General features: G+C 60.0%; 21 protein-coding genes. 5 read left to right on the forward strand and 16 right to left on the reverse strand.

Translation table 11 applies throughout. The features are described from left to right. Positions 1-4 precede the first annotated feature (4 nt). Both WT97_RS07625 and WT97_RS07630 read right to left on the reverse strand, forming a co-directional pair. Complete coding sequence (locus WT97_RS07625; RefSeq protein WP_059791656.1) at positions 5-970, reverse strand: SDR family oxidoreductase; 966 nt, start codon at positions 968-970, stop codon at positions 5-7. Beyond that, entirely contained in the window at positions 967-1794 is an 828-nt protein-coding gene (locus tag WT97_RS07630; protein WP_059791658.1) for a glycosyltransferase family 2 protein, read from the reverse strand. Before WT97_RS07630 ends, WT97_RS07625 begins: the two co-directional genes overlap by 4 nt. Positions 1795-2064: 270 nt before the next feature. On the opposite strand from WT97_RS07630, the gene WT97_RS07635 reads away from it, so the two are divergent. Next, a complete protein-coding gene (locus WT97_RS07635) occupies positions 2065-2880 on the forward strand; it encodes a sulfotransferase (RefSeq protein ID WP_059791952.1) in 816 nt (271 codons plus the stop codon). Positions 2881-2972: 92 nt separating this feature from the next. On the opposite strand, the gene WT97_RS07640 is transcribed toward WT97_RS07635, so the two are convergent. The 5 genes from WT97_RS07640 to WT97_RS07655 form a co-directional block, all read right to left on the reverse strand. Continuing rightward, a complete protein-coding gene (locus WT97_RS07640) occupies positions 2973-3950 on the reverse strand; it encodes a glycosyltransferase (RefSeq protein WP_059791660.1) in 978 nt (325 codons plus the stop codon). A gap of 48 nt (positions 3951-3998) precedes the next feature. Further along, positions 3999-4577, reverse strand: coding sequence for a DapH/DapD/GlmU-related protein (locus WT97_RS32370; RefSeq protein WP_082741866.1), 579 nt, complete (start codon positions 4575-4577; stop codon positions 3999-4001). Between the two features lie 14 nt (positions 4578-4591). Then, positions 4592-5752, reverse strand: coding sequence for a glycosyltransferase family 4 protein (locus WT97_RS07645; RefSeq protein ID WP_373558389.1), 1161 nt, complete (start codon positions 5750-5752; stop codon positions 4592-4594). A 104-nt stretch (positions 5753-5856) separates the two neighbouring features. Next, entirely contained in the window at positions 5857-9252 is a 3396-nt protein-coding gene (locus WT97_RS07650) for a methyltransferase domain-containing protein (RefSeq protein WP_059791664.1), read from the reverse strand. A 116-nt stretch (positions 9253-9368) separates the two neighbouring features. Beyond that, the gene (locus WT97_RS07655) at positions 9369-10739 is read right to left on the reverse strand and encodes an ABC transporter ATP-binding protein (RefSeq protein WP_059791666.1); all 1371 of its coding nucleotides are present in this window, start codon (positions 10737-10739) and stop codon (positions 9369-9371) included. Positions 10740-11239: 500 nt separating this feature from the next. On the opposite strand from WT97_RS07655, the gene WT97_RS07660 reads away from it, so the two are divergent. From WT97_RS07660 to WT97_RS07670, 3 genes are all read left to right on the forward strand, one after another. Beyond that, positions 11240-12064 (forward strand): ABC transporter permease, encoded by an 825-nt coding sequence (locus WT97_RS07660; protein WP_059791954.1) that lies wholly within the window; start codon positions 11240-11242, stop codon positions 12062-12064. Next, positions 12054-13451, forward strand: coding sequence for an ABC transporter ATP-binding protein (locus tag WT97_RS07665; RefSeq protein WP_059791668.1), 1398 nt, complete (start codon positions 12054-12056; stop codon positions 13449-13451). The genes WT97_RS07660 and WT97_RS07665 overlap by 11 nt, the downstream gene beginning before the upstream one ends. Positions 13452-13770: 319 nt before the next feature. After that, entirely contained in the window at positions 13771-15669 is a 1899-nt protein-coding gene (locus tag WT97_RS07670) for a glycosyltransferase (RefSeq protein ID WP_059791957.1), read from the forward strand. A gap of 178 nt (positions 15670-15847) precedes the next feature. On the opposite strand, the gene WT97_RS32375 is transcribed toward WT97_RS07670, so the two are convergent. The 7 genes from WT97_RS32375 to rfbB all read right to left on the reverse strand — a co-directional run bounded on the left by WT97_RS32375 (position 15848) and on the right by rfbB (position 23134). Then, the gene (locus WT97_RS32375; protein ID WP_179949757.1) at positions 15848-16672 is read right to left on the reverse strand and encodes a class I SAM-dependent methyltransferase; all 825 of its coding nucleotides are present in this window, start codon (positions 16670-16672) and stop codon (positions 15848-15850) included. A gap of 441 nt (positions 16673-17113) precedes the next feature. Further along, the gene (locus tag WT97_RS07680) at positions 17114-18028 is read right to left on the reverse strand and encodes a glycosyltransferase family 2 protein (RefSeq protein WP_059791670.1); all 915 of its coding nucleotides are present in this window, start codon (positions 18026-18028) and stop codon (positions 17114-17116) included. Between the two features lie 147 nt (positions 18029-18175). Continuing rightward, on the reverse strand, positions 18176-19594 hold the full coding sequence (locus tag WT97_RS07685; protein ID WP_059791959.1) for a mannose-1-phosphate guanylyltransferase/mannose-6-phosphate isomerase: 1419 nt from the start codon (positions 19592-19594) through the stop codon (positions 18176-18178). A gap of 130 nt (positions 19595-19724) precedes the next feature. Then, positions 19725-20639, reverse strand: coding sequence for a dTDP-4-dehydrorhamnose reductase (gene rfbD / locus WT97_RS07690; RefSeq protein WP_059791672.1), 915 nt, complete (start codon positions 20637-20639; stop codon positions 19725-19727). Further along, positions 20632-21183, reverse strand: a complete 552-nt coding sequence (rfbC, locus tag WT97_RS07695; RefSeq protein WP_059791674.1) for a dTDP-4-dehydrorhamnose 3,5-epimerase — start codon at positions 21181-21183, stop codon at positions 20632-20634. The genes rfbD and rfbC overlap by 8 nt, the downstream gene beginning before the upstream one ends. After that, positions 21168-22061, reverse strand: coding sequence for a glucose-1-phosphate thymidylyltransferase RfbA (gene rfbA, locus WT97_RS07700; protein WP_034206577.1), 894 nt, complete (start codon positions 22059-22061; stop codon positions 21168-21170). Before rfbA ends, rfbC begins: the two co-directional genes overlap by 16 nt. 11 nt (positions 22062-22072) lie before the next feature. Then, the gene (gene rfbB, locus WT97_RS07705) at positions 22073-23134 is read right to left on the reverse strand and encodes a dTDP-glucose 4,6-dehydratase (protein WP_059791961.1); all 1062 of its coding nucleotides are present in this window, start codon (positions 23132-23134) and stop codon (positions 22073-22075) included. Positions 23135-23476: 342 nt separating this feature from the next. On the opposite strand from rfbB, the gene WT97_RS07710 reads away from it, so the two are divergent. Beyond that, on the forward strand, positions 23477-24316 hold the full coding sequence (locus tag WT97_RS07710) for a symmetrical bis(5'-nucleosyl)-tetraphosphatase (RefSeq protein ID WP_059791676.1): 840 nt from the start codon (positions 23477-23479) through the stop codon (positions 24314-24316). A gap of 32 nt (positions 24317-24348) precedes the next feature. On the opposite strand, the gene WT97_RS07715 is transcribed toward WT97_RS07710, so the two are convergent. Together WT97_RS07715 and WT97_RS07720 are read right to left on the reverse strand one after the other, a co-directional pair. Continuing rightward, the gene (locus tag WT97_RS07715; RefSeq protein ID WP_059791678.1) at positions 24349-25206 is read right to left on the reverse strand and encodes a 1-acyl-sn-glycerol-3-phosphate acyltransferase; all 858 of its coding nucleotides are present in this window, start codon (positions 25204-25206) and stop codon (positions 24349-24351) included. A 19-nt stretch (positions 25207-25225) separates the two neighbouring features. Continuing rightward, on the reverse strand, positions 25226-26503 hold the full coding sequence (locus tag WT97_RS07720) for a dihydroorotase (protein WP_059824380.1): 1278 nt from the start codon (positions 26501-26503) through the stop codon (positions 25226-25228). Positions 26504-26551: the final 48 nt, after the last annotated feature.

Raw genomic sequence — 26551 nt, forward strand, 5'->3', positions numbered from 1 at the left:
GCTTTTATTTTCGTGTATCGCGCGAACGATACCATGCGGCGGTCGCTTCGAGGCCCTGGCGGGTCGTATAGGGTGGATGCCAGTCGAGCACGCGCTTGATCCGGCCGGTGTCGAGCTGGAGGCTACCGGTCAGGCGGTCGATGGCCGCACTGCGACCGGTCAGCTTTCCGAGCGCGCGCAACAGCGCCGGCGGCACCGCGATCAGCCGCGCTGGCTTGCCGAGCGCGCCGCCGACGAGACGCAGCAGATCGGCGACCGTCGGCGCATCGTCGTCGGCGACATGAAAGCACTCGCCGGCGGCGCGCGGGTCGATTGCGCAACGCAGCAAAGCGTCGGCGAGATTGTCGACGTAGACGATGCTGCGGCGCGCTGAAACCGCGCCGAGCGGCAGCGGCATCCCGCGCGCGACCGCGTCCATCATCCGCAGGAAGTTGGCCCGGACAGCCGGGCCATAGACGAGAGGCGGACGCACGACGACGACGTCGAGCCCGACCGACGCTCCGAATTGCGCGAGTTGCCGTTCCGCACGCAGCTTCGAACGGCCGTATGCATCCTGCGGGTCGGGGTCGAACGCTTCCGACAGCGGTACTCCGCCGTCGCCCTCGCCGACCGCCTTGATGCTGCTCGCGAACACGATGCGACGCACGCCGTGATGGCGCGCGGCGTCGGCGAGACGCAACGTGCCGGCGACGTTGGTGGCATCGAACGCAGCGTCGGGATCGGGGGATTCGTCACGCATGACGTGCACGCGGGCGGCGAGATGGATCACACAATCGGCGGCCAGGTCGGCAGGCCAAGCTTCATCCACACCCGCGAAATCATCGGCGTCGTGGATCCATTCGCGCACGCCGTCGATGCAGCCGCCCGGACGTCGCACCAGCGCGGTAACCGTGTGGCCGGCTTGCAACGCGAGTCGGCAAACCGCCCGGCCGACGAAGCCGTTCGCGCCGGTGACGACGAGGTGACTCACCAGAGCCTCCAGCCGAAGCGGTTGTAGAACTTGAAGGCCGACGCGGCGAACATGCGGATGTGCGCGAAGCCCTTGCGGGATGCGCCGCCACCGTGATGGATCACGCGGACCGACGGGACGTACGCGACGCGGGCAACCTCGTGCGTACGCAGGCTGAGGTCGTAGTCTTCGAAGTACAGGAAGTAGCGCGGGTCGAAGCCGCCGAGTTGCTTCAGGACTTCGGTGCGGAACAGCATGAAGCAGCCGCTGACGATGGGGGGATCCCAGACGACGTCGCGGTCGTTGATCACGTCGCGCATTTCGTAGTGGGCGAGGCGGTTGGCGAACCGCGCCTTCCAGTTCGGCGGGAAAAATCCGCGGACCAGCAGATCGAATAGCGCCGGAGGACGCCTGCACAGATACTGGATCGCGCCTTTCTCATCGGAAATATTCGGCGTCAAAAGCCCGATGTCCGGACGACTGCACATAAAGCTCAACGCTTGCACGAGCGAATCCTCGTCGAGATCGATATCCGGATTCAGAACCAAGTGATGCTCGCTGCTTGCCGTCGTGATCGACAGGTTGTGTCCGCGGCCGTACCCGACATTCCCGTGACCACTCAATGATACACACTCGAATCCGGCCACATTCAATCTGGCCACGTCCTCCCAGATATCCGGCGTGCCGCCGTTGTCGACCACACAGATTACGGCATGAAAGTTCGGATCGCGTAGACGCATCGCACCCACTGCGTCGCGCAAGCTATGGAGCGTCTTGAAAAAGCGCTCGACATCCGGCCGATAGACGACGATCGATACGGTTAGCGGGGCTCTCGAAGTACTCATCTCAAGTCAAATATTATCTAAGTGAACAGGATGTGCATGTGTTTCATCGTAAGGCATTCGAAACATTACGACGAGCCATTTACCCGTCATTGTCGATGCGGGCATGTGGTCTGGCCGGCATCGTGGCCACGACATACGACGTTGGCAAGAACGTTTTGGCGTCCACGATGTCGTACAGGTTCGCGCATACTCATTTGACGGTGAATCGCGCGGCCCCGCGCCCCTCATTTGGTGATGCGGTCAGGCCGTCGTTCATTGCACCTCCACAGCATGTTCATTCTTTTCGGCTCGCCTCGATCAGGAACGACCCTGTTCAAGGAGTCGCTCAATCTGCACAGCGACATCTTCATCCCGAACCAAACCACGCTCATCAGTCCAATCGCTCATGTCATGGGTTGCATCAGCGACTGGTCTGTTGCACGTCCGCTGATCGGCAAGATCATCAAGTCGACGGACGACTTCCCCGAAGTTCTGGAGCCCTTTATCTCCGCCGCGGACATCGACGATGCACTACGTGATGCCGAGCCGACCTTGGCAGGCGTGCTCACATCGATCTATGGCCGCATTGCATCCAATACGGGAAAGCGGTTGAGTGGAGACAAGACCCCTGACGATCTTCTTTCGATCCGAAAGCTGGAACAGGTCGGACTCCTGGACTCCGACATCAGGTTTCTCCATATCGTCCGCGACGTACGCGGCACGATGCTGTCCCTCAAAAACGTCACGTGGGCTCCGTCAGGCATCGAGGAATATTTCCCTCGCTTGTGGAATTACACCAATCTCCACTTGCACAACGCCATGCGCGAGCGCGCGAACTACCTGCTCGTGCGCTACGAGGATCTCGTCTCGAACCCGCGGGATGTTCTGGCGCGCTCTGCGACATTTCTGGGCCTGCCGTTTGAAGAATCCATGCTGGACAATTCGAAGCGGGCGCCGGTACTGCGCCATGATCAGAGCCACCTCAACCTATCGCAGCCGTTCCTGAGCGATCGCGCAACGGCTTGGCAGACGAGCCTGCCACCGGACATCACCGCCCACTGTTGCGCCACAGCGACCGAAGGGCTGAAAACGTTCGGATATATCTGAGTACGCGGTAGTCCGCGCAGACTCTGCCACGAGAACGGTCGCGCCCCCATGCGTGCGCGGCCTCGGTCGTTCTGCTCTGGCGCCGCGACGGGTCAGCCCGCAACGGCCGCGCGAAATGCATCGGCATTTCGCGCATCGACAGCATATTCATAGAATGCCGCACGAGTCGGAAATGCCGGAAGGACGGTCTGCAGAAAGCACAGCATCTCCGTCATCCCCTTGTTCTGCAGGAAGCGTCTGAATGCATCAAGATCGCTTCCGTCCAATCGCGCGGAGAACATTCTCGGCCCCGACATCGCAAGTGCCTGCGCAATAACCGCCGCGATTTCGATCCGAACCTTGCTCAAGTCTTCCTTGATCGTGTTCCTTTCGTGCACGCGATACACGATGTGCTTCACGTCTCGGTCGATATACACGCTGTCGTAGGCGAACGCGTACATCAAGAAATCGAGATCATGACAGTAGCGAAGCGGCTGGAAGCCACCCGCGGCTTGCCATAGAGCCCGACTGAATACCATGTTCGACGTCGTCGCGACAAAATTCTCGTTCAGCAACGCCAGTTGCGGCAATCCGGTATCGCTTAAAAATCCATATGCACGCGCCAGCCAGTCGATCGCAACACCAGCGTGCTGTTCGATGCCGTGGTCGTCCATAATGCCAGCCCGCCCCGCGATCAACCCCAGGCCGGGTCGCTCCTGAATTAGTTCCCGGCAACGAGCGAGTTTCTCCGACGCAAACACGTCGTCCGAATTCAGCACCGCGACATAATCGCCGCGGGCGAGGCCAATCGCACGATTGATCGTATTGTGAGCCCCCGCATTCTCCTGTCGATAGGCGTTCGCATGCGGAACGTTTGCGAGAAGTCGCGACGCGACGTCAAACCCGTCATCGGACGAACCGTCATCGATCAATATGATTTCATCGGCAGGAGAAGACTGCGACAACACACTCTGTAATGTACCTTCGATATACCGCGCATGGTTATACAAAGGAATAACCACGGAAATGGTGGCGTTCTTCCGTGCAGCGGACGCAGGTGCAGACGGTTTGCGGAACTTAAAGATTGACATATTCAAGACCGGGCAATAATTTCATCCACAAAACACTCAAATACGAATTCATTGAATATCGGTATCAAAGAATGGGAAATAACGCGATCGATACCGCAAATCCCGCGTCCGTTCCTTGATAAACCGTGCCGGATTTCCGGCGACGATCGTGTACGGCTCGACATCACGCGTCACAACCGACCCTGCTCCCACCACTGCGCCCTCACCAATACGAACACCGGGGCTGATGATGGCGCGAGCACCGATCCAGACATGATCCTCAATGACGACCGGTTTGCACAAGCATACGAAATCCCGATTCTGTGGATCGTGCGTCAACGTCTGGATCAACGTGTAGTGCGAAATATTTACGTTGTTCCCGATCGTCAAGGGAACGCGCCCATCCAGATAGGTGTATCGGTTTACGACCGTATTATCCCCAATCGAAATGTGATACCCCGTAACAAAGCACCCCATCGCAATGCTTGAATCGCGACCGATCTTCACTTGACAAAATCTGCCAAGGAACCAATGCCTTATTCGATAAGGCATGTAATTCATGAACAAATGATTCCCCAGATAGAAACAAACCGCGGGCTTGAAGCGCCATCTGACGAATCGGTAAAACGACTTGAGTGAGCTCACCATATCCGTATCTTCCGTTATCGGTTGTGCGCCCTAACCACATCTTCGATAATCGATTCGTACCGCGTCACGATATCGGCAAAGTTATAGCTCGCGTAGATCTTGTCACGCCCCCGCGCCCCTCTTTCACGCCACTGTGCTGCGTTCGATGCCATCTGGTCCATTGCGTCCGCGAGGGCGGGTGCAATCTTGTATTCCCTCGGTGCGTAGGCAAGCTCGTCGAGCAACTTCGAATTCAGATTCGGTGTATCGCCATATTCATTCGGGATCAGGATCCCGATATCGTCATCGTCGATGACTTCGGCGGATGCACCTGTGTCGGTGAGGATCATCGGCTTGCGATAGAACATGGCCTCGTTCATCGCAATGCTCCAACCCTCGATGAACGACGGAAGGATGAATGCGTCCGCAACGCGATGTACGTCTTCAACATCCGGGAAATAGCCCGGCATCAGAATATGCTGCTCCAGACCATGTTCGACCAGATAGTGGCGAAGCGCATCGACGTGAGGCGGATAGATCACGTTGCCAACGCAAAGAATCTTGACGTCGCGTCTGCGAGCCAACAAATGGCGCATCGCGTCCGCCATCACGTAGTGCCCCTTGTGCAGATTGTACGAAGCGACATTCGCGAACACGTAGTCGGAATCCGACAGACCGAGCTGCGTGCGCGTCAGCTTCGGTGGCTGCTTTTCCCTCGCCTCGTGTTCAGACAGGATAAGACCGTTGGGCACCGTCACGACCTTGCCGGCCGACACGCCAAGATTCGTCACAGCAAAGCGGGTCGCGTTCTTCGAAACTGAAACGTAGCGATCGACATAGCGATCATTGTCGGCAAACGCTCGTGACTGTTCGTCCGAAAAGAACGCATAGACATTATGGATGAACGTGATATTTGGAATCCCGAGACGGGCAAACAGCGGATAGCCAGTATTCGAGAAGTGAGACATCGAGATATCGACACTCAACTCGGTCAGCAGTTTTTCGTAAGCCGCAAGCGGGTTCGCTGCGGGCAGTCCGACCACCCGCAAGCCAGCATTGCGTGCGACGGTACCAAGGTGCCCAACTTTGCCCGGGGTAACGATGGTGACATCGAAACGTGCCCGATCGAATGCGATCGCGGAATCGAGCACGACCTTCTCGAGACCGCCCTTGTCGAACGATGCCAGTTCGATCACGACACCGAGCTTCCCGTCGGTACGGGGACGACGTTGCGGCGGTACTTTACGAAACAATGAGAACAGGGAACGCAGCATGGTGAGTATCAATATGAGTGGAACGGTCAGTGAATATTGAATGCACCAGGACGCAAATCTCGCTCGCCATCCAGAACATTGATCGATGCGAGCAGAGTGGACATCCTGGCCGCAACGGTTTCCACCGAGTACTCCGCAACCGCGGCCGCAAATCCCGCATCGGCGACGCGCTGCCACAGTTGCCTGTCTTCGAGCAGTTTGACGATCGCCGCGGCAATATCTTCGGCGCTGTCACCCTCAAGCACCTGCTCACCTGGAACGAGGCCCATCCCTTCGCTCGCAATCTTGCTCAGCACGCTGGGTACGCCATGCAACAGGCTTGAAACCACCTTGCCTTTGACACCGGCACCGAATCGAAGCGGTGCAACCGATACGCGAGCCACGTCAAGCACATCGCCGAGATTCTCTACGAATCCGACAACCTTCACCCCCGTCGCCGGATTGTCGAGCGAACGTACGTAATCGGTCACGCCGCTGCCAACGATACGCAACTCCGCCGTGGGCTGGCTCCGCCTCACGATCGGCCAAATCTCCTCGACCAGAAATTGCACGGCATCGATATTCGGTCGGTGCGCGAATCCGCCGACAAATACGACGCCGGACCGCTCGTCGAACGTACGCCCCGAACGGGTCGGCATCCGCGGGATCGGAATGTGATGGACGTTCGCTTGCGGCGCTAAGTCTTTCAGCAAATCGTGCTCGACACGACTCACAACGATGGTCGCATCGGCTTCGCGCACGGTCTGAATTTCCGTGCGCCGCAGCATCAATGCCTCCTCCAGTGCTTCGGGGGAGCGATCGTGGATTGCCGCGCGCTCTTCACGGAGGTAATGGAGATCCACCGTGCCAAACACCAGCTTGACATGCGGTGCGCCCCGACGAAGCGGTTCAACCAGATGACGAGCGACGATGATGCGTTGTGCGACGACTACGCGTGCGTCCACAACCTCTTCCATGAACAACTGGTTGAGCGTCGCGAGATCGCTCGCGCACTGAACCCGCACGCCCCAACGCCGCAGTGCATCCATATAGGCGACAGGAGGCGACTGTTCGAATGCAGCAATGAAGCTCACGTCATAGCCGAACTCGCGGAAAATACGCATGTACCAGTAGACGTCGACCGATCCGGAGTCCTGATCGGGTTTTGGCACGAATGCATCTACGATCACGACCTTCGGTCGCTGCGGCAACACAAGCACGTCGTCAAACGGGCGCTCGACACGGAAGAGCGTGTCGTGATGCTGCCGTAGGAGCCAACGCTGATACGCATCATCCCAATTATCATCATTCGTCGGCCGGCTCGCTCGCGCCGCATTCGACATGACGAAACGGGCGAACGGCTGCAAGTACGTTTTCTCTCCTCGGGCAAACAAATCGAGCGCCAACGCAACGAAACCGGTTGTGAGAACCGGCATCTCCTTCTCGAAACGCGATGCACGCTCCCAGGCATCGCTTCGAACCGCGATGAATCCAGGGCTTGCCGCCTTGATCTCGGTCACATTCTGGATCTTGACGTTATCGCTGTTGACGCCGGCATGCGCGGCCAGGAGATGCGCGCCGGCATCGATGACTCCGCCAGCAGCGTACACCGTACCGTTCCTTTCCAAGATGATCGCGGAGACCGCAGCCGCGTCGGTGAAGCGTTCGAACGCTTCATCGATCGCTGCCAACCATCCCGGACGCGCCAGCAATACGTCCGACATCAGGACGATGAATTCACTCCCGGACAAATTACCGATGTGCTTGGCCAGCGCCGATATCGACTGGGCTGCATGATGATCGTCGATGACCCGGACACCGCTCTCCGCCACCAGCTTCGCATCGATCTCGCCAACCGCAAATATCTGGTACGCGACGGATGTCGTATGGTGGCTCAGAGCCGCAAGACATTCGCGCATCGCCGCACCGCCTTGTGATTGCAGCACGACGATCGTCGCTCGCGGCGCCGCCGCTTGCTCGAACGACCGGAGCGTCAACGGCGACGCCCCCTCGACCTCGGCGATCGACGTGGACGACCTCGCCGTCGCTCCGGAACGCGAAGCCGGTGTCGTGCTGGCACCCTGCTGATTCGCGCGGATACGGCGGGCGGCATAACGAAGCGGCTTCGTCACGCGCCAGGAAGTGGAGTTCGTGATCTGCTTCAACTGCCGCCGAAGGCTCTCGTTCTCGGTCAACAGTGCAACAGTCGACGGATCGCTCTCGCGCCCGCCATCGCTGTCCTGAGCCTGTGTGCCGAGGAGGCCCTCCGTATGCTTCAACTGATCGGTCAACTCGTCCACCCGAGCAGCGAGAACCGTCGAAGTGTTGTTCTGCACGTCAAGAGATTCAAGCACCTTACGTGAAGTCGTCACCGCTTCGTCGCGACGTTCAGCCGCCTCGGTAAGCGTGGAAACGGTCCGGGTCAATCGCTCGACCTCGGTTTTCAGGCGGTCGATATCGGCATTGTTCGCAATGATGACGTCGTTCAAACGCACGGTCTCGACCGTCAACTTGCCGATCTCTTCATCGCGCCGGAGAACCTCGTCGGTCAGCCGCACTGCCTCGGCCGTCAGGCGGCCGATTTCGTCGCCGCGCGCCATGGTTTCCGTCGTCAGGCGGACAATTTCAGTCGCTTGGGCGCCGATATGCGCGTTGCGCGCCTGATCGTAACGCGTGAACGACACACCGCCATCAAGCAGATTGTCCTCCATTTCCGGTATCGGACCATCGGACGCAATCGCAATGAAATACACGGGATCAAGAACACCCGCAGTCTCGCGATACTCGCCCACCTCGTGTTCGGACCAGCAATTGATGCGTCGCTCACCGCTGCGCCCTTCCTTCTGGAGCAGCGATCCGGCAAGCGGCTTCTGTTCATAGAGGACAAAATTCTGAAACCCGCTCTTGAGCCACTGGACGAATTCCTCGCGATCGAGCTCGCGAACATGGTACTCATTGGGAGGCGATCCGGGCGGCGAATAGATCGGACGGTTCGGCGTCGAAATGATCATGATGCCGCCCGGCTTCAATACCCGACGCGCCTCGCGCATGAACGTCTCATGCTCACGAAAATGCTCCAGCGTCTCATAGGAGTTGAGGACATCTACCGATGCGTCGGCAAGAGGAATCTGCGTGGCACTGCCCCACTCGAACCGGAGGTTCGGCACGTCACCATAGCGCCCCTTCGCATTTTCGACAGCTTGCGGGTCGACATCGACGCCGATCACGGAGCGCGCCGCCTGCGCCAGCAAGGCTGAACCATAGCCCTCGCCCGACGCGATATCGAGTACGTCCTTGCCTGCGCAGATCGCCGTCGAGAAAAGATACCGATGGTAGTGCTCGTACTGAATCGGCCCCGCAACGCCGGGAAGATATCGTTCACCGGTGAACGAGTGATCATCTTCCGACGCTTTGAATCGAAAAATTCGCTCTTGCTTGGTCATTTGAGAATCCTGCTCTGCAAACTTGCAAAAATCTTGTAAGTAATCGCGCCGAACACATGACGACAACTTCACGCCGGGAGATTGTGCTCATGCCTGGGGATCAAATCCATTCCACGCTATATCTCTTCGGACAGTCCGGCATGCACCATCGGAACGCCCACGAGCGCGTGTCTCACGCGGGATGCGTGCACGCGAAGGGGTAGCGCGTCGTGGATCCAGTGATGCTGAACGTGGTCGTATTGCGTGCCTTCCGCAATCGCGACATTGATCGAGAAAGCCCCCACCGGCAGTATCGGCATGATGAAGGTGAACTCCGCGCATAGCGCATCGCCGGCGTCACATGATACGGGTCGTTCGGCGAAGGTTGCGAACGTGTTGTCTCCCGTCAGTTCCTGACCTCGCTCGTTCTTGAGGTAGAAGCCGACGATCGGGGAAACCAGGGGCTCGTCGATTTCAATTGTCACGCGCAGCGTAATCGTTTCGCCACCGACGATCCATTCGAGCCTGCGCTCCTGATCGTCGAAGAATGCAACGTCGACGATTCGCGCGCCACCCTCGCCAAAAGCCTGCGACTGGTGATTGAACGCAAGCACCTGGATGTCGTTGCGAAACGAGGAGGCGTTGAAGCGTTCGCGACGGAAATCAATTGCACTGTCATGACGCTCGACCTCTACCGGCACCGCCGTGGACGCTGCTCCAGCCGTGCTGTAGCGCGCCTCCAGATACGCCGCACAGACATCCGCCGGTTTCCCCTGCGCCACAATCCGCCCGCTGTCGATCCAGATGACGCGCGAGCAAAGCTTTCTGATCGTCGACGTATCGTGACTGACGAACAGAATAGTCCCGTGCTGCTTGAACTCGTGCAGGAAACGAAAGCACTTCTGATTGAAAAATGCGTCCCCGACCGCCAGTGCCTCGTCGATCACGAGGATGTCCGCATCGACATGTGCGATGACCGCGAACGCCAGACGGACAAACATGCCGCTCGAGTAGGTCTTGACGGGCTGATCGATAAACTCGCCGATGTCCGCGAACTCGACGATCGACTCGTAGCGCTCGTCGATTTGCTGACGGGATAGCCCGTACAGTTGGGCATTCAGATAGATGTTTTCGCGACCGGTGTACTCGACGTCGAAGCCGGAGCCGAGCTCGAGCAATGCAGCAACCTTACCGCGCACGGCGATATCGCCGCGTGTCGGGGCCAGCGTGCCGCAGACGATCTGGAGCAACGTGCTCTTGCCCGACCCGTTCCGGCCCACGATGCCGACGGTTTCTCCAGCCGCGACAGAGAAACTCACGTCATGAAGGGCCCAAAATACGTTCGGCTGCGCTTCAGCTTGCCGATGCGTCGCCTGTCGCGTCGCCGAGCGTTGCGCAAGCCGCGCAATGGCACCGAGCACTCCTCTCTTCAACCGGTCGCCGGGTCGCTCGTAGGACTCAAAACCCTTGCTGATGCCGTGAGATTCGATCGCGATATAGTCAGACATATGAATTCATTCTTCGCATTCCGTCCACACACGATGCCAACCGATGGATTGCGATCGATGGATCGATCCAGTGATGTGCCATCAGTCGCGGATGGTAAACGACGAATCGTACCACGACGCATCATTTCACAATATGGAAAATCGACGCCGAAAGCCCCAGAAAAAGCGCTTCCCCGAACCCGAAATTCCGCTCGGATTCGGCTCGCGGCGTGGAAAGGCACGCGATCGGCATTAATCGGCGACCCCGCACCCGCACTCCGGATTGCTTGCGACATTTACACTTCGACACACGCTGCGACCGACTCGACGTGGGTCCGCCGATGAACCACTATGCGATAATTCGCATGCACCAGAATGGCCCCAGGGCCAAGTAAAGCACTGGACCGCAGGTGCTGCATCGACCTGAAGCCCGCCTGCGGTCATCGAATCGCGGCTGCACGGATCCGCTTTCCGCTGACTCCTTGTGCCGTGCCACACCCGCTGACCTTGTCGTCGAACTTATGCAAAGCTTTAGTCTTTCGCCGCGATCTCTCGCCGCTTCATTGGTGAAAAATCGCCGCCTGATGCTCGATCTCGCGCGCCGCGACGCCGTGGGACGTTACAAGGGGTCCTTTCTAGGCATCTTCTGGTCGTTGCTCACGCCCCTCATGATGCTGAGCGTCTATACGTTCGTATTCAGCGAAGTGTTCAAATCGCGCTGGAACGACGCGTCGCACGCAGCATCAAAGGGCGAATTCGCCGTAGTGCTGTTCGCGGGAATGATCGTGTTCAACCTGTTTTCCGAATGCGTGAACAGGGCACCGGGGCAAATTCTCTCCCACTCGAACTTCGTCAAGAAAATCGTCTTCCCGCTTGAGATCCTGCCTTGCGTGACGCTGTTATCGGCGCTGTTTCACCTTAGCGTGAGCGTCTGCATCCTGCTGGTGGCCGAATGGGCCGTCGTCGGTAGCGTGCCGTTGACTGCGTTTCTGTTCCCCATCGTGCTCGCACCGCTCTGCGTATTCATCATGGGCGTAAGCTGGATTCTGTCCGCCACCGGCGTCTATCTCCGCGACATCGGACAAACCGTCGGGATCGTCATCACCGCGATGATGTTCCTCTCGCCCGTGTTCTTTCCGGTGTCTTCGCTGCCGGAACAGTTCCGCAGCTTCGTCTATCTGAATCCGATGACCTATCCCATCGAACAGGGTCGTGACGTTCTCATTTGGGGACACATGATCGACTGGAATCGGTGGTCCATCTATTCAATCATGGCCATCGCCGTTGCGTGGATCGGCTTCGCATGGTTCCAGAAGACGCGCCGGGGTTTCGCCGATGTCATCTGATGTTGTCATTCGCGCCACGTCGCTCGCCAAAGGATTCGAGTCCTATCGCAAACCGTCGGACCGTCTGAAACGCAGTATCCTCGGCTTGCTGAGCGGGCTTGCGCCGGTCCCGAGCGTGCGCGAATCCCTGCGCCAGCGTGCGCAGGCGTGCGCCCGGATGTTCTGGGCACTCAAAGACGTCGATTTCGAGATTGCGCGGGGAGAGACGATTGGCATCATCGGCCGCAACGGGTCCGGCAAGAGCACGTTGCTGCAGATCATTTGCGGCACACTCGCTCCCACGAGCGGCGTGGTCGAAACCCAAGGACGCATTGCTGCTCTACTTGAACTCGGTTCCGGGTTCGATGCCGAATACTCCGGTCGGGAAAATATCTACATCAACGGCCAGTTGCACGGCCTGACCCGCGAGCAGATCGATTCGCGCGTCGACGAGATCATTGCGTTCGCCGATATCGGCCACTTCATCGACCAGCCCGTCAAAACATACTCGAGCGGCATGTTCGTCCGCCTCGCGTTCGCAGTCATCGCACACGTGGACGCCGACATCCTGGTCATCGACGAGGCGTTAGCTGTGGGCGACGCATTCTTCACGCAAAAATGCATGCGCTTCCTGCGTCGCTTTCAGCAGACCGGGACGGTTTTGTTCGTCAGCCATGATTCATCCGCCATCCGCAGCCTGTGCGACCGGGTCATCTGGCTTGATCGAGGTGTGATGCGCGAATCGGGAAGTGCGAAAACCGTCTGCATGAACTACTTCGAGGCGTTTTATCGGGAGCGTGAGGACAGCGTGTCTCGTGTTGAATCCGGCACCAGAAAGCTCGATGTAACCGCCATCGGCAACGAGCCACGCGCAGATCAGCGCAGCGGATTCCCGCGCAACACAATCGATGCACTGCCGGCGCTGCCGAGCGTCGATCTGGATCCGCACGAACTTCCAGTGCAACGTGAGTCGACGTTGATCGAATCCACGACCCTCACCAACACGAAAGGCGCCCCGGTTACCTGGGTCATGGGTGGTGAACGGGTTTCACTTCGGATTCGTATCCGCCGAACCGAATCCGATATGCCGCACATTGCGTTTTTCGTCAAGGACCGACTCGGGCAGCCGCTGTTTGGTGACGACAGCGTATTCGCGCTGCGGGAAGGCGGTTTTCCATCTGCGAATGCTAGTCACGTCGTTGCGGAGTTTTGCTTCGACATGCCAATTCTTCCGCCCGGCGACTACTCATTCACCGTTCTCGTCGCGGCACCTTCCGAGAAGAGTATTCGCATACTTGACTGCGTTCACGATGCCATCATCGTAAAGTCGGAGTCCGCCCGTGTCGCAACCGGACTCGTCGGAATCCCAATGAATCGCATCGAGCTCTTTGTTCGCGAAACTGCGTAAAACGCGTCAGTCCGTTTGAGAATCCGATCAACCCACACCGACCTGGCCCTGACTTACTCATATGACTTCTGGCCAACACCGCGCCCCACAGGATTCGACAAATCGCGACGCCCTTTCCCGTGACGACGTCGAGGGCAGCGCATTGGCGCAGCGCATTATCGAACTGGAACGCGAACTCGCTGGCCTGCGCAAGGAAAATATCCTGCGCGCGAATGTCGAAGCCGACCGAATCCGGCTTGAGGATGAACTGCGAAACATCCGCGCATCGCTATCATGGCGCCTGACGTCGCCCCTTCGACACGTGACGTCCGCGATCCGCATGGCTGGCGTCGTTGCGGCAACGATCCGGCGCCAAGCGGTCGTCCGCGGTAGCCTGTGGAGTGCACTCTGGCACTACGCGTCCATACTTAAGCGAGAAGGTCTTCAGGGAATCCTTGTTCGGTCCAGGCGTCTGCGTGATGGCGGAGGATTCGCCGACGCCCCCCCGCCCGACGAGGTCTATCACGAGTGGATCAACAAGTTCGACCGATTCGGCGACGCGGAACGTGCGGCCGCTGAAAACGCGCTGCAATCGTTCGAACGTCAACCGCTGATTTCGATCGTCGTTCCGACGTACAACAGCAATCCGTCGCATCTCGAAGCAATGATCCGTTCCGTGCAGGAGCAGGTCTACCCGTTCTGGGAACTTTGTATCGCGGATGATGCGTCGCCGGGCGAGACTACGCGCGAGATCCTGACACGCCATCAGGCACATGATTCACGAATTCGGCTCATGTTTCGTACGGAGAACGGCCATATCTCCGAAGCGAGCAATAGCGCCCTTTCGCTGGCAACCGGCGAATTCGTCGCACTGCTAGATCACGACGACATCCTCCCGCCTCACGCACTGTTTGTCGTTGCACAATACATCAACCGATACCCTCGGGCGCGCATGTTCTACAGCGACGAGGATAAGCTGAACGAACGCGGGCAGCGGACGGCCCCATATTTCAAATGCGACTGGAATCCTGCGTTGTTCCGTACGCAGAATCTGTTCTCGCATCTCGGAGTTATCGAAACCGCGCTCGTGCGACAAGTGGGCGGCTTTCGACTCGGGTTCGAAGGAAGCCAGGACTACGACCTCGCGCTTCGATGCGTCGAGATTGCCGGCGATGACAGCGTCGTTCATATTCCGCATGTGCTCTATCACTGGCGCATCACGGCCAATAGCACCGCAAGAACGAGTCACGCCAAGCCGTATGCGTCAACGGCGGCGCAGCGGGCAATCGAAGGTCATCTCGCGCGCTCCGGCATCGTCGCAACCGTGGAGCGGCCCTTCGGCGACTTGCCGGTTTTCCGCGTGAGGTACGCGATACCCGCCCCTGCTCCAAAGGTATCCATTATCATCCCGACGCGAGACGGTGTCGCGTTGCTCCGCCAGTGCGTCGAAAGCATCGTCGAGCGCACGGTATACCCGAACTACGAGATCATCGTCGTCGACAATGGCAGCACGGACGGGGCTACCCTCGCCTATTTCCAGGAGATATCGCTTCGCCCGAACGTCAGGATCATCACCGACGATTCGCCGTTCAATTTTTCTGCGCTGAACAATATAGCCGCAGCAGCAGCGACAGGCAGTTTTGTATGCCTGTTGAACAACGATACCGAAGTCATCTCGCCTGACTGGCTCGACGAAATGGTTGGCATCGCGTCGCAACCAGGCATCGGTGCAGTCGGGGCAGCCCTATGGTACCCGGATAATTCACTTCAGCATGGCGGCGTGCTGCTGGGATTGGGCGGTATCGCGGGCCATATGCACCACATGCTCAAGCGTGGGAATTTCGGCTACTTCAACCGTGCAGTATCCGTGCAGGACATGTCTGCGGTCACGGCCGCATGCCTCCTTGTCAGCAAGCGGATATATAACGAAGTAGGCGGCTTGGACGAGGCTTTTGCCGTTGCCTTCAATGACGTCGACTTCTGCTTACGGGTACGAGACGCGGGTTACCGAAACGTTTGGACGCCATTCGCCGAGTTGTACCACTACGAATCGGCAACACGCGGTTCCGACATGGCGGCGGACAAATATCAGCGCTTTGTGGGTGAAGTGCGTCGAATGGAAGAGCGATGGGGTACCGCACTGATTCGCGACCCAGCGTACAACCCGAATCTTTCCCTCGCGGTGGACGTATTGCCATTCACGCTCGCCAATCCTCCGCGCATCGGAACCCTCGATTAGGTCGAGGCCTATCGGCGTGAAGTGAACACGACTCGACGGAGCGGTCGGTCCCCGCTCCGCCCGTCTTCAGATCAAAAGCCGCCCTCTACCGCGTGCCACGTGAACGGCAAGGTCGATGAGTATCGCGGAAGACCATCGGTTCAGCCGTTGCAGAGCGGATGCTTGAGTACGGTCAACTTCACAACCATCGACTTACGAATCTTGTCCAGGTAGATACCGGCAGTACCGGCAGAGATGCCGTTCCTTGCCGCTGCGACAAGAAGACCCAGTTGTTATAAATCGCGTATGCACGCTCCATGTCGAGATCACCGTGAGCAGCCAACATCTCCGACTTACCGATGATGCTACAGTAGCGCGCGAGAATATCCTGCCCGTAGTCAGTAAACGCCAATATTCCTTCCACCCTGGTCGGATCAAGATGAAACTCGGGCTCTTGCAAGTGACGAATCATTCCACCCTCGATTACTGCGCGAGGTTCACTTTTAGCAAGATGCCATTTAACCGGTATCGTCGAAACATGATACCCACCGGGTTTCAAAATGCGTCTAATCTCGGCAAATGCCATTTCAGGGCAGGGAACATGTTCCAGAACGTCCTCAGTGATAACCAAATCAAATGAGCAATCGTCGAAGGACGTAGCCTGAATATCCTCGCAAAGTACTCCATTATGACTCTTCCCCGAAGCGATGCCGTCGATATACTCGCTGGAAACGAGGCGTTTCCCAAGTGGGGTCAGGGATTCAGCGACAGCGCCTGCCGTGCTCGCTATGTAGACCGTTCCTCGAAATTTTCTCGCGAACTTCCGGAGCGAGGCACGGGGATCACCACTCAACCACAAATCAAGAATCGACTTTGCAAGATGCCGGTTTCTTGCGGAAGACCCGCAGTACTGACAGAGGAAAGAATTGCGCTTGCAAGGGAAGTCGACCGGCTCGTATGACTTAAAGATGGCCTGCGATCCGCAGACGTGGCAATATCCGCGAGCAATTTGCGTTGGCTCCATACTCATCTCTCAGGTAGACGGTTTGGGTAGGCTTCTGTTGCCATGGCCGTGGCAAATATCGATATATCTCCGACTGAAGACCGGGGCCACGAGCTTACAACACATTACATATAATTATATTTTTGAAAGGAAGTGGGGTTAATACCAACTCCAACCCAATCCGTCAGATTCTGATTATGCCGAGCCTCTCGCACTTCCGACCCATCTACCAACGCATCACCACGCCGCACCTGATTTATGGTGCATCGCAAAAAAAGCGAGCCGCAACATTATTCAGTTGACGCGCCCCGCCGTCACCTGACGACCATCGCCAGGGTTCGGATAGCCACGAATATGAACGCCAGATAGATTTTTGCAGAGCATCCTGATCCCCGCTCCCACAATGAGGCCCATCTGCTCAAATGAGTTTGGCTGACCGCCTAGCGAGACCCAGTGAAACCTTCATCGAGCACTATCGGAATAAGGTCCGAGCCGGCCTCGAAAACCATCGCGAATGCCGCGCCATACCATCACAAGATGCTCAACTCGCCGATCAGGGAAAAAACAATAGATCAGGACCCGAAATGGCAACTTCACGAGTTCTGTCGTCTTCCATTTCAACGGCATCGATGCACGCTTCATCAATGCGATTACATTCCGAAACTGATAATAGTGGCGGATCGGTCCATGCATGGGATAACGACGCCCCAATATCTGAACAGGCTCGCCTCCCAGCTCGTGACTCATCCGCAACCACGGAATCCCCCAGACCTGATAGCCGCGCTGCTTCGCGCGAATGCACCATTCGAGATCGACGAAGTCGATGAATAGCGACTCGTCCATTGCGCCGACGTCTTTCCAGCATTCCAGATTGATGCAGGATCCGGATGAGATGAGAAAATCGACCTCGATTGGCACGTCGCCTACCGGAGGTATCCGCTGGAGTCTCCCCCATCCAAACCGTACAAACGGTGCAACCCCACGCAAACGTCGATCCTCATAAGCCGGACCGATCAGCGCGACGCGGCTTCCCAACTCCCGGGCTTGGGCGATCAGTTTCGGCAGATCCGTTAGCAAGGACTGGGGCGGCTCGCTGTCCTGATCAAACAGCAATGCGACATCGCAACCTGCCTGAATCAACGCGCCGACACCCTGATTGAACGCCATTGCGATTCCGGCATTCCATCCATTGGAAATGTACTCGATCGAACCGGTCAACCCGAGAGCGCGGCGATCGAACACTTCCGGCGTATTGTCGACCACGACGCAATGCATCGACTCGGCCAGCCGATTGGCACGCGCAACGCACGCCGCGTCAGGATGAAAGAAAACGACAACCGCTCCGGTGTTCGGCGATCGATTTTGTGTATTGCTCATAAGATTGCTACGCCTACGGTATCAGCACCGTGCGAAATGGCCACGTTCGCCATCCTGCAATGCGCTTTGACACGACCATTCCGCAATCGGTGATACCAGGCCGCTTCGGCAACGCGAAAATCCGCCACGCCGCTGCCGCCCATCGCGTCATGTTCGCCCGTAGTTATCCTCGAAGCGGACGATATCGTCTTCGCCCAAATACTCGCCACTCTGAACTTCGATCATGACTAGGTCGACTACCCCGGGATTCTCCAGCCGGTGCTTGTGGCCGGCTGGAATGTAAGTGGACTCATTGGTTGACACGAAAAACGCGTCATCACCATTGACGACTTTCGCCATCCCGGACACGACGATCCAGTGCTCGCTGCGATGATGATGCATTTGAAGGCTGAGGCTCGCGCCAGACTTTACGACGATGCGCTTGATCTTGAATCGAGGCCCCTCTTCAAGCACCGTGTACGTTCCCCACGGGCGATGCACCGTTCGATGTACCTTGTACGCCTCGTGACCAGTCGCCTTGAGCTCCGCATAGATCTGCTTCACGTCCTGTGCGCGACTGCGCGTCGCAATCAGCAACGCGTCGGGTGTGTCGATCACGATCAGGTTTTCGACACCGACTGCGCCAATCAAACGCTCAGAACTCTGCAGATAACTGTTTCTGACGTCGATGAGCAGGGCTTCGCCTTCCACGCGATTGCCGTATTCGTCCGGAGTCGCAAGATCACCCAGCGCCGTCCACGATCCGACGTCACTCCAGCCAATCGAGCACGGCACCACCGCCCCCTGCCGGCACTTCTCCATCACCGCATAATCGACGGAAACATCGGGAACCGCGCCGAAACTGTTCGGCTCGAGACGAATCTGCGCCCCTCCGCCCGCACTTGTCGACGACGGTGACGCACCGATACAGGTTTTCACAGAATCGAGGATGTCGGGGCAGTGCTCGGCGAGCTCTCGCAGCATCGTTCCGGCCGTAAAACAAAACATCCCGGAATTCCATAGGAACCGCCCGGATTCGAGATACTGCTGCGCATGGGCGAGATCGGGCTTCTCGACGAATCGCACGATGTCGGTCCCATCCGCCTCGATATAACCATATGCGGTTTCCGGGCTGTCGGGCTGTATGCCGAACGTCACGACCTTCCCGCCCTTGGCCAGCACCGACGCCTTCTCGACTGCGTCGGCAAACGCCGATGTGTCGTTGATCAGATGATCCGCCGCGAGCACGAGCATCACGACCTGTTCACCCTGGGCCGCGGCAGCATACAAGGTCGCTGCGGCGATCGCGGCAGCCGTGTTTCTGCCAAACGGCTCGAGGATGAACGAGGTCGCCAATCCGGTCACATTGACTTCCCGATACTCGTCCTCGGTCTTGAAGAAAAGGTCACGGTTGGTGACCGTGAGCACTTCATCGACGCCAGCCAGACCGGCCGCCCGCAGAAAGGCTTTTTGCAACAGGCTCTCGCCGTCGGCAAGTCGAATGAACGGTTTGGGATGCGATTCACGAGACACGGGCCAAAGTCTTGACCCGGCACCACCGCAAAGAATAATCGGCAACAAGCTCACATGTTCCTCGTATTGCATTGACGATCAACGCGCTTCGGTCGACGTACAACGTCGCGGATATCAGCCGCATCCGCCGTTTCGGTACGAAACGCACTACACGCGCATGCGACCACTCAGACTACAGAAACGATCACGTCTTCTGCATACCAGCCAGGCAAAAACCCAAGGATTCACGCCAGTGCGGCAGAGCCACACCAAAAACCTGCGCCAACTTCGCGTTGGACAACCGAGAGTTCGACGGCCGCTTCGCCGGCGTCGGATAGTCCGCAGCCGAAATCGGCAATACGACCGGCCGCTTCGGAAGGCTCGCCAACTCGAAAATCGCCGACGCGAATCCGTGCCACGACGTGTCCCCGCCAGCTGTCAAATGGTACGTTCCGGAACGGGCATCCCACCATTCCGCCGCGTCCGCAGCACCGCGTGCCTGGGCGATCATGTGCGACGTCGCCGTCGCGATGGCGAGACTCCAGGTCGGTGCGCCCATTTGATCAGCGACGACTTTCAATTCGGGGCGTTCCGCGCCCAAACGAAGCATTGTCAGCAGAAAATTATGTCCACGCGCACCATATACCCAACTGGTGCGCAAAATGAGGTGCCGGCATCCGGACGAGGCGATCGCAGCTTCGCCTTCAAGCTTGGTCAGGCCGTAGACGTTTTGCGGATCCGGGAGATCGGTCTCGCAATACTCACCCGGCTTCACGCCATCGAACACATAATCGGTCGAGTAGTGAACCAGTGCCGCGCCGTTACGTGCCGCCTCTTCGGCCAACACACGCGGCACGTCGGCATTCAGCCGGCGCGCGGCGTCGACGTCCGTCTCCGCCTTGTCGACGGCCGTGTACGCAGCAGGATTCACGATGATCGACGGCTTCAACTCGCGCACGACGCTGCGCACCCGATCGAGATCGGACAAGTCGAGCATCGAACGGTCGCATGCCACCACACGACCGAGACCTTGCAGCGAACGCAGCAGTTCGAACCCGACCTGGCCATTCACACCCGTCACGAGGATCGTCGGTTCAGGAGTCACACCCACCTCACGCATAAACTTCGGCTTCGCTCAACCGCTTGCCGGCCGCATCCTTCGCCGCCAGCAGCGGCTCGAAGTCGATCGGCCATTCGATCCCGATCTCCGGATCGTTCCACACGATGCTGCGCTCGTGTTCCGGAAACCAGTAGTCGGTCGTCTTGTAGAGGAACTGCGCGGCCTCCGACAGCACGACGAAACCGTGCGCGAAACCGGGCGGCACCCACAGTTGCCGGTGGTTGTCGTTCGACAGCACCACGCCCACCCACTTGCCGAAGTTCGGCGAACCCTTGCGAATGTCGACGGCCACGTCGAACACTTCGCCTTCGACCACGCGAACGAGCTTGCCCTGAGCGTGCTGGATCTGATAATGCAGCCCGCGCAGCACGCCCTTCGACGAGCGCGAATGGTTGTCCTGCACGAATTCGACGCCGGGCGCGACCTGCTCGGCGAATTCCTTCCCGTTGAAGCTCTCGTAGAAGAATCCGCGCGCGTCGCCGAACACCTTCGGCTCGATGATCTTGACTTCGGGCAGCGCCGTTGCCGTTACTTGGATGGCCATGCGACTTGATCCGTGAGAATGTTCTTCAGGTACTGACCGTATGCGTTCTTCGCGAGCGGCTGGGCCAGCTTCAACACTTGCTCCGCGTCGATCCAGTTGCGGCGATACGCGATTTCTTCCGGACATGCGACCACGAGACCCTGTCGCTTCTGCAGCGTCGCGATGAAACTGGCCGCCTCGATCAGCGAATCGTGCGTGCCGGTGTCGAGCCACGCGTAGCCGCGCCCCATGATCTCGACATTCAGCGCGCCGCTATCGAGGTAGCGCGAGTTGACGTCGGTGATTTCCAGCTCGCCGCGGGGCGACGGCTTGATGTCGGCCGCGATGTCGCACACGCGGTTGTCGTAGAAATACAGGCCCGTCACCGCGTAGTTCGAACGCGGCTTGGCCGGCTTCTCCTCGATCGACAGCGCGCGGAACGACTTGTCGAATTCGACGACACCATATCGCTCCGGGTCGTGCACGTGATACGCAAACACGGTCGCGCCGCTTTCCTGCGCATGCGCACGCTCGAGCTGCTTCGCGAGATCGTGCCCGTAGAAGATGTTGTCGCCGAGGATCAGCGCCGACGGATCGTTGCCGACGAACTCCTTGCCGATGATGAACGCCTGCGCGAGGCCGTCGGGCGACGGCTGCACCGCGTACTGGATGTTCATCCCCCACTGGCTGCCGTCGCCGAGCATCGACTCGAAGCGCGGCGTGTCCTGCGGCGTCGAGATGATCAGCACATCGCGAATACCCGCGATCATCAGCGTCGACAGCGGGTAGTAGATCATCGGCTTGTCGTACACCGGCAGGAGCTGCTTCGACACGACGTGCGTGATCGGATACAGCCGGGTACCGGAACCGCCGGCGAGAATGATGCCTTTACGTGCCATCGCTTCTCTCCTCAGGTGCGTTTCGCGTAGTTCGTCTCGACCCACTTGCGGTACTCGCCCGATGCGACCTCGTCGGCCCAGGCCTGGTTGTCGAGGTACCAGTCGACCGTCTTCGCCAGGCCCGTCTCGAACGTTTCCGCCGGCTTCCAGCCGAGCTCGCGTTCGAGCTTGCGTGCATCGATCGCGTAGCGGCGATCATGGCCCGGGCGGTCGGTCACATAGGTGATCTGGTCGCGGTACGACCCGGCTGCCTTCGGGCGCGCCTTGTCGAGCAGGTCGCACAGCGTATGCACGACTTCGAGGTTCTTCTTCTCGTTCCAGCCGCCGACGTTGTACGTCTCGCCCGGCACGCCGCGCGCTAGCACTTCGCGGATCGCGCTGCAGTGATCGCCGACGTACAACCAGTCGCGCACGTTCTGGCCGTCGCCATACACCGGCAGCGGCTTGCCCGCGAGCGCATTCGCGATCATCAACGGGATCAATTTCTCGGGGAACTGGTACGGGCCGTAGTTGTTCGAACAGTTCGTCGTCAGTACCGGCAGACCGTACGTATGATGGTATGCGCGTACCAAGTGGTCGGATCCCGCCTTCGTCGCCGAATACGGGCTGTTTGGCGCGTACGGCGTCGTCTCGGAGAATTGCGGATCGGTGGCCGACAGCGAACCGAACACCTCGTCGGTCGACACGTGCAGGAAGCGGAACGCGGCCTTGTCGGCGTCGTTCAGGCCGTTCCAGTACTGGCGGGTCGCCTCGAGCAGCGTAAACGTGCCGACGACGTTGGTCTGCACGAAGTCCGCGGGGCCGTGGATCGAGCGATCGACGTGGCTTTCGGCGGCGAAATGCAGCACCGCGCGCGGCTTGTGCTCGGCGAACAGCGCATCGAGCGCGGTACGATCGCAAATGTCGACGCGTGCGAATACGTGCTTCGGGTTGCCGTCCAGCGATTGCAGTGTACGGAGGTTGCCCGCATAGGTCAGCTTGTCGACGTTGAGCACCGCTTCGTCGGATTCGCGTAGCCAATCGAGTACAAAGTTGGCACCGATAAACCCTGCGCCGCCCGTAACCAGAATCATGAGACTCCCTCTGTAGTAATGCGCGGCGAGCGCCATCAGGCGGTCGCCGCGTCAAAATTCGAAGCACTTGGCGATGGCCGCCACGTCAGACCGGGAATTTTAACCGGTCGACATGGCCTCCAAAGTCATGAAATGCTAATTTTGTTGGGGAAAGCGACAATTATAGGGAGTCGCCCCCTGCAAAAGCCATGCCGCTAACAACTTGATACAGCGCTTCGAACCCTTTCCAGGCGCGAAATTTATTGCCAGATTACCGCCCTGTTGCGGAACAGAAATTGCACGGCGCCGCATTGACTGGATAATTTTCCCCGCGTTCTCGATACTCGCAAAATCCGCCGCCCCATGACCCTCTCCCCCATCGCCATCGGCGACATCCAAGGCTGTCATTCCGCTTTCCAGTCGCTGCTGGCCAAGCTTTCAGTCCCCGCCGACACGCCGCTCTGGATCGCCGGCGACGTCGTCAACCGCGGCCCTGGCTCGCTCGCCGCCTTGCGCGCCATTGTCGATCTCGGCCCGCGCGCGACCGTCGTTCTCGGCAACCACGACCTTCATTTGCTCGCCGTCTCGGCCGGCATTCGCACCGAGCGCCCCGGCGACACCATCGGCGAGATCCTCGACGCGCCCGACGCCGACGCGCTGCTCGACTGGGTCCGCCACCGTCCGTTCGTGCATGTCGACGACGGAAAACTGCTCGTGCACGCCGGCGTGCTGCCGCAATGGGACACCACGCTTGCCCTCGAACTCGCCGACGAACTGCAGCACGCGCTGCGTGCCCCCGACTGGCGCGACACGTTGCAAGGGCTGTACGGCAACGAGCCGAACCAGTGGAGTCCGAACCTGAAGAAACGCGACCGGATGCGCGTCGCATTCAATGCGTTCACGCGCCTGCGCTTCTGCACACCCGACGGCGCGATGGAGTTCAAGGCGAACGGCGGCCCCGACAGCGCGCCGCCCGGCTACCTGCCGTGGTTCGACGCGCCGGGGCGCCGCACCGAGGACGTGACGGTCGTGTTCGGGCACTGGGCCGCGCTCGGCCTGATGCTGCGCGACAACGTCGTCGCGCTCGATTCGGGTTGCGTATGGGGAAACCAGTTGTCGGCCGTGCGACTCGCGGCCGATCCGGCGCAGCGCACGGTCACGCAGGTGCAGTGCGAAGCGTGCCGCTCGCCGGGCGGCGAGTGACGGCACGCTGATTCACGCGCCGCGGTCGCGCGTCAGCCCTCGCGCCCCGGCACGGGCGCGTCGGGCGTCGCGTCGCCCGCAGCATCGGCGCCGAGCTCGGTCGCCGGATACGCATGCTTCTGCAGCTCGGCAAGCGACTCCGCCGTCGGCTTGCCGACCTTCTCCTGCAGTGTCACCAGTGCGGCGGCGATCGCGTCGCGCGCCGCCGCGGACGTCGCGCGGCGGTCGCCGCCCGGCGCGATCGGTTCGCACACATACAGATGCGCGACGAGCGGGCCGCCGCGCAGCACCATGTCGAGCGACTTGCCGAGCGACAGGTCGCCCGTGTACGCCGGCGCGACCGACTGCCGCCCGTGCGCGTCCTCGTACATCAGGCAAATCGGCTGCACCGCGCAGCCGGCCGATACCGCGGCCTGGAACAGGTTCGCATGGAACGGCAGCAGATCCTGGCCGTCGGACGTCGTCCCTTCCGGAAACACGCACATCACGCCGCCGTTGCGCAGGCGCTCGGCCATCTCGTGCATGATCCGCATCGCCTCGGTACGCTTCTCGCGCTGCAGGAACACGGTGTCGAGCTTCTCGGCGAGCCAGCCGACGATCGGCCACTGCCGCACCTCGGCCTTCGACACGAACGGCGTCGGCCGCCACGCGTTGACCGCATAGATGTCCAGCCACGAGACGTGATTGCCCACGACGAGCGCGCTCGCATCGAGCCGCGCGCCGTCGTTGTGGACGACGAGGCGCATCCCGCAGATCCGCAGCATCTTGAGCGACCAGCGGCGTATCAGCTCGGCGCGGTGCGCGGGCGTGACGTGCGAAAAGCGCAGCGCGACGATCGCCATGCCGCGCAACAGGTGAAAGACGAGACGCAGCTTGCGAATGGCGGTCATGGCGAAGGTCCGACGGGGTTCAGTGGCGCTCGAACGCGATCTGCCCGGCGACGAGCGTCGTGCGCACGGTGGCCGGCAGTTCGTAGCCGAGGAACGGCGAGTTGTGGCCCTGGCTCTTCAGCGCACGCGGCTCGACGCGCCAGTGCGCGCGCGGATCGAACACGCACAGGTCGGCCGCGCCGCCTTCGGCGAGGCGGCCCGCCGGCAGCTGCAGCACGTCGGCCGGCGCGGAGGTGATGCGGCGCAGCGCCTGCGCGAGCGGCGTGCGCGTCTCGTCCGCCCACTTCAGCGTCAGCGACAGCAGCAGCTCGAGCCCGGTCGCGCCCGGCGTCGCTTCGCCGAACGGCAGCAGCTTCTCGTCGTCGTCGACCGGCGTGTGATCCGAGCAGATCGCGTCGATCGTGCCGTCGGCGAGCGCCACGCGGATCGCTTCGCGGTCGCGCTCGCCGCGCAGCGGCGGGTCGAGCCGGAACTGCGAATCGAAGTAACCGATGTCGACGTCGATCAGGTGAACGTGGTTCGCGCCGACGTCGCAGGTCACGGGCAGTCCTTCCGCCTTCGCCGCACGCACGAGCGCGAGGCCGGCCGCCGACGACAGCCGCGCGAGGTGCACGCGCGCGCCCGTCACGCGCATCAGTTCGAAAATGGTGTGCAGTGCGATCGTCTCGGCCGCGACCGGCACGCCGGAGAGCCCGAGCCGCGACGCGAGCGCGCCGCTCGCGGCCACACCGCCGCGGCCGATGAACGCGTCGAGCGGACGCAGCCACGTCGTGTAACCGTAGGTGCTCGCGTATTGCAGCGCGCGCAGCAGCACCTGCGTGTCGCGCACCGGCACGTTGGCGTGCGTGAAGCCGACGCAGCCGGATTCGGTCAGCGCGACCATCTCGGTGATCACCTCGCCCTTGAGGCCGACCGTCAGCGCGCCGAGCGGATGCACGTTCGCCTGCCGCAGGTTGCGCGCGCGGAACTTGAGCATTTCCACGAGGCCCGGCTCGTCGAGCACGGGATCGGTGTCCGGCGGGCACACGAGCGTCGTGACGCCGCCCGCGACGGCCGCGGCCATCTCGGACGCGAGCGTCGCCTTGTGCTCGTAGCCGGGCTCGCGCAGCCGCGCGCACAGGTCGACGAGGCCGGGCGCGACGATCAGGCCCGACGCGTCGATCGTCCTGTCCGCGTTGAAACCGGCCGGCGCGCTGCCAAGCGCGGCGATCTTGCCGTCCGCGACGAATACGTCGGCCTGCCCTTCGGTGCCGGCGACCGGGTCGATCAGCGTGCCGCCTTTGATATGAATCTTCATGCGCTGTCTGTGAATGCGTTGATTGCGTTGAATGCCTGGATCGGGATG

It is taken from the genome of Burkholderia sp. MSMB1459WGS (assembly GCF_001534535.1).
GTDB lineage: Bacteria > Pseudomonadota > Gammaproteobacteria > Burkholderiales > Burkholderiaceae > Burkholderia.

Excerpts from the sequence above, each read along its gene's own strand:
- WT97_RS07630 (WP_059791658.1), bottom strand. The coding sequence starts at position 1,794 with ATGAGTACTTCGAGAGCCCCGCTAACCGTATCGATCGTCGTCTATCGG.
- WT97_RS07635 (WP_059791952.1), top strand. The coding sequence starts at position 2,065 with ATGTTCATTCTTTTCGGCTCGCCTCGATCAGGAACGACCCTGTTCAAG.
- WT97_RS07640 (WP_059791660.1), bottom strand. The coding sequence starts at position 3,950 with ATGTCAATCTTTAAGTTCCGCAAACCGTCTGCACCTGCGTCCGCTGCA.
- WT97_RS32370 (WP_082741866.1), bottom strand. The coding sequence starts at position 4,577 with ATGGTGAGCTCACTCAAGTCGTTTTACCGATTCGTCAGATGGCGCTTC.
- WT97_RS07650 (WP_059791664.1), bottom strand. The coding sequence starts at position 9,252 with ATGACCAAGCAAGAGCGAATTTTTCGATTCAAAGCGTCGGAAGATGAT.
- WT97_RS07655 (WP_059791666.1), bottom strand. The coding sequence starts at position 10,739 with ATGTCTGACTATATCGCGATCGAATCTCACGGCATCAGCAAGGGTTTT.
- WT97_RS07660 (WP_059791954.1), top strand. The coding sequence starts at position 11,240 with ATGCAAAGCTTTAGTCTTTCGCCGCGATCTCTCGCCGCTTCATTGGTG.
- WT97_RS07665 (WP_059791668.1), top strand. The coding sequence starts at position 12,054 with ATGTCATCTGATGTTGTCATTCGCGCCACGTCGCTCGCCAAAGGATTC.
- WT97_RS07670 (WP_059791957.1), top strand. The coding sequence starts at position 13,771 with ATGGCTGGCGTCGTTGCGGCAACGATCCGGCGCCAAGCGGTCGTCCGC.
- WT97_RS32375 (WP_179949757.1), bottom strand. The coding sequence starts at position 16,672 with ATGGAGCCAACGCAAATTGCTCGCGGATATTGCCACGTCTGCGGATCG.
- WT97_RS07680 (WP_059791670.1), bottom strand. The coding sequence starts at position 18,028 with ATGAGCAATACACAAAATCGATCGCCGAACACCGGAGCGGTTGTCGTT.
- rfbD (WP_059791672.1), bottom strand. The coding sequence starts at position 20,639 with ATGCGTGAGGTGGGTGTGACTCCTGAACCGACGATCCTCGTGACGGGT.
- rfbC (WP_059791674.1), bottom strand. The coding sequence starts at position 21,183 with ATGGCCATCCAAGTAACGGCAACGGCGCTGCCCGAAGTCAAGATCATC.
- rfbA (WP_034206577.1), bottom strand. The coding sequence starts at position 22,061 with ATGGCACGTAAAGGCATCATTCTCGCCGGCGGTTCCGGTACCCGGCTG.
- rfbB (WP_059791961.1), bottom strand. The coding sequence starts at position 23,134 with ATGATTCTGGTTACGGGCGGCGCAGGGTTTATCGGTGCCAACTTTGTA.
- WT97_RS07710 (WP_059791676.1), top strand. The coding sequence starts at position 23,477 with ATGACCCTCTCCCCCATCGCCATCGGCGACATCCAAGGCTGTCATTCC.
- WT97_RS07715 (WP_059791678.1), bottom strand. The coding sequence starts at position 25,206 with ATGACCGCCATTCGCAAGCTGCGTCTCGTCTTTCACCTGTTGCGCGGC.
- WT97_RS07720 (WP_059824380.1), bottom strand. The coding sequence starts at position 26,503 with ATGAAGATTCATATCAAAGGCGGCACGCTGATCGACCCGGTCGCCGGC.